Source organism: Mesorhizobium sp. M7A.F.Ca.CA.002.09.1.1, assembly GCF_003998555.1.
Classification (GTDB): domain Bacteria; phylum Pseudomonadota; class Alphaproteobacteria; order Rhizobiales; family Rhizobiaceae; genus Mesorhizobium; species Mesorhizobium ciceri.
This window is the reverse complement of record NZ_RZRR01000704.1, coordinates 1-3,004: the sequence shown is the minus strand read 5'-3', so window position 1 is coordinate 3,004 and position 3,004 is coordinate 1. Positions and strand designations below refer to the sequence as shown.

Genomic DNA, 3,004 nt, shown 5'->3' with positions numbered 1-3,004 from the left:
ATCTTGCCATAAGCGCCATCGGCAATGGCCTGCAGCACATTGTCGTGCGTCAGTGCCGCGGCGTAGCCGTGACGCTGGATCTCGAGTTCGTCCGGAGACATCGACAGCGAGACATCGACGGCCAGCACCAGCTCGACATCGACGGGCTCGTCAGCTTGGGCCGCGGGCGTCAACCAGAGCGTCAGTGCGAACGCGGCGCAGCCTGAAAGGAAATGTCTTGCGCAGGCAAAAGCAGACATGCCGCGAAGGTAAGCGAAAACCGTCGGCTTAAAAAGAGAAAAGCCCGGCCGATGGCCAGGCTTTTGCCTTCATGCCCTTTGCGCCGGCTAGCAATCAGCTGCGCGGCTTCAAATTCTCCGGATCGTAGAGCGGCTTGTAGCCGACAGCCGCCACTTCGACCGGATATGTCTCACCGAAATACTCGATCGTGAGCTTGCGGCCTTCCTGGGCGTACGCCCACGGCAGATAGGCAAGACCGATATTCTTGCCGATGGTCGGGCCATAGGCCATCGAGGTGGTGAAGGACCGCCGGCCGAGTTCGTCGACCAGCGTCTCGCCGGTCTTCGGATCCATCACCGGCATGGTGCCGACGGGATAGCGGGCAACGCCTTTGGAATCGACATTCTCGGTCATCACCAGCGTGCACAGCATGGCCGGCTGGTGCTCGCGGGCGCGGTATTCGACGTGCTTCGCCTTGCCGCAGAAATCGTTCTCCTTGACCTTTGGACGAGCGAGATCCGCTTCGAGCAGATTGTACTCGGTCAGAAGGTCGGCGTTCTGCAGGCGCAGGCTCTTTTCCATGCGGCGCGTGTTGGCATAGGTCTCCACGCCGAAAGGCATCACGCCGGTCGAGCGCAGCGCGTCCCACACAGCGAGACCGTCCTCGTAGCGCATATGCAGTTCCCAGCCCTGCTCGCCGACATAGGAGATGCGGAAAGCGGTGACGTCCTTGCCGCCGATCCGGACCGGCTTGATCGCCGCGAATGGGAAGTTCTCAACAGAGAGCCCGTCCGGGTTTTCGACCACCTTCTGCAAGGTCGCCCGGGCGTTCGGTCCCCAGATGCCGATGGTGACGAACTTCTCGGTCACGTCGGTGATGGTGACGTCGAAACCTTTGTCCTGTGCCGTGCGGCGCATGTACTGGAAATCGCGCGGGCCAGCATCCGCGCCGTCGATCAAACGACAGCGGTCGGCCATGCGAATAACGGTAAAGTCGGCCCGCACCATGCCTTCCTCGTCGAGGAAGTGGGTGTAGATGCCCTTGCCGATGTTGTTGTCGCCGCCAATCTTGGCTGCGCACAACCATTCCAGCAGCGCGACATGGTCTGGACCTTCGATGTCGTACATGGCGAAATGCGACAGGTTGACGATGCCGCAATCCTCGCTCATGGCGAGATGTTCGGCATTGGAGACGCGCCAGAAATGGCGGTTGTCCCATTCGTTCTCACGCACCGGCACCCGGTTGCCGTATTTCTCCAGGAGATGCTCGTTGGCGGCATAGCCGTGGGCGCGCTCCCAGCCGCCGAGTTCCATGAAATAGCCGCCGAGTTCCTTCTCGCGTTCCCAGAACGGCGAGCGCCGGATATTGCGGGCCTTGGAGAACGGCTCGCGCGGATGCACCGCCGGATTGTAGACCTTCATCGCCGTCTCGGTGCAGCGGTCCCAGATGAACTGCTCCTTGGTCTGGTGCGGATAGAACCGTGCATAGTCGATGGCATGGTGATCGATTGCGGTGCGGCCGTCGGTCATCCAGTCGGCGATCAGCTTGCCCATGCCGGGACCATCCTTGACCCAGATGGCAACGGCATACCACAGACCCCGCACCTTCTGGCTTTCGCCCATCGACGGGCCGCCGTCCGCGGTTACCTGGAGAAGTCCATTGAACGAATGGCTCTCATTATAGCCGAGTTCGCCGAGGATCGGCGTCAGTTCCATGGCGCGTTCGAGCGGCGCCAGGATCTGTTCCATGTCGAGATCGCGTTGCGACGGCGAAAGCCGCGCCTGGTCCTTCTCCAGCAGGTCGCGCGGGTGGCAAAGGCGCGGATTGGTCTCTTCGTAATAACCCCATTCGATCTGCCCGCCCTCGGCGGTCTTGGGATCACCGGTGTCGCGCATATAGGCCGAGTTGCCCTGGTCGCGCAGCAGCGGCCAGCCGATCTCCTTGCCGGTGCCGGCGAACTCGTTGTAGGGGCCGAAGAAGGTCAGCGGATGGTCGATCGGCATGACCGGCAGGTCTTCGCCGACCATTTCCGCTATCAGCCGGCCCCAAATCCCGGCGCAGACGACGACATAGTCGGCCTCGATGGTGCCGCGGTCCGTTACCACGCCTGATATGCGGCCGTCCTTGACGACCAGCGACCGGGCCGATGTGTTGGCGAAGGATTTGAGCTTGCCCGACGCTTCCGCCTGGTCGACCAGCTTGCCGGCGACCGTCTGCGAACGCGGGATGACCAGACCGGCATCGGGATCCCAAAGACCACCTTGAACAATCGCTTCTTCGATGAGCGGAAATTTTTCCTTGATCTCGGCCGGCTCGATCAGGCGCGCGCGCGTGCCAAACGCCTTGGCCGAGGCGATCTTGCGCTTGATTTCTTCCATTCGGCTGTCGTCGCCGACACGCGCGACCTCGAGGCCGCCGATACGCGCGTAATGACCCATCTTCTCGTAGAAATCGATGGAGTAGAGCGTCGTCCAGCACGACAGGAAATCGTGGCTGGTGGTGTAGCAGAAGTCGGAGGCGTGCGCCGTCGAGCCGATATCGGTCGGGATACCTGATTTGTCGATGCCGACAATGTCATCCCAGCCGCGTTCGATCAGGTGATGGGCGATCGATGCGCCGACAATACCGCCCAGGCCGACGATGACGACCCTCGCCTTTTTCGGAAACTCTGCCATTGCCCGCGACTCCAAAGTGATAAAGCGGGCGGACTATAGGGCGGAGCAGCAGCACGATTGAAGCCTGTTTGCGACATTGGCAAAAAGCCGAGCGACCAGACGGCAGAAT

General features: G+C 61.6%; 2 protein-coding genes. Both read right to left on the bottom strand.

Annotated elements, in window-relative coordinates:
- Positions 1–239, bottom strand: a 239-nt coding sequence (locus EN994_RS24795) for a DUF1194 domain-containing protein (protein ID WP_127307878.1), incomplete at its 3' end; no start/stop codon positions are given.
- A 94-nt stretch (positions 240–333) separates the two neighbouring features.
- Complete coding sequence (locus tag EN994_RS24790; protein ID WP_063168209.1) at positions 334–2,895, bottom strand: FAD-dependent oxidoreductase; 2,562 nt, start codon at positions 2,893–2,895, stop codon at positions 334–336.
- Between the last annotated feature and the right edge of the window lie 109 nt (positions 2,896–3,004).

Coding starts and splice junctions, on each gene's coding strand:
- EN994_RS24790 (WP_063168209.1), bottom strand. CDS start 2,895: ATGGCAGAGTTTCCGAAAAAGGCGAGGGTCGTCATCGTCGGCCTGGGC.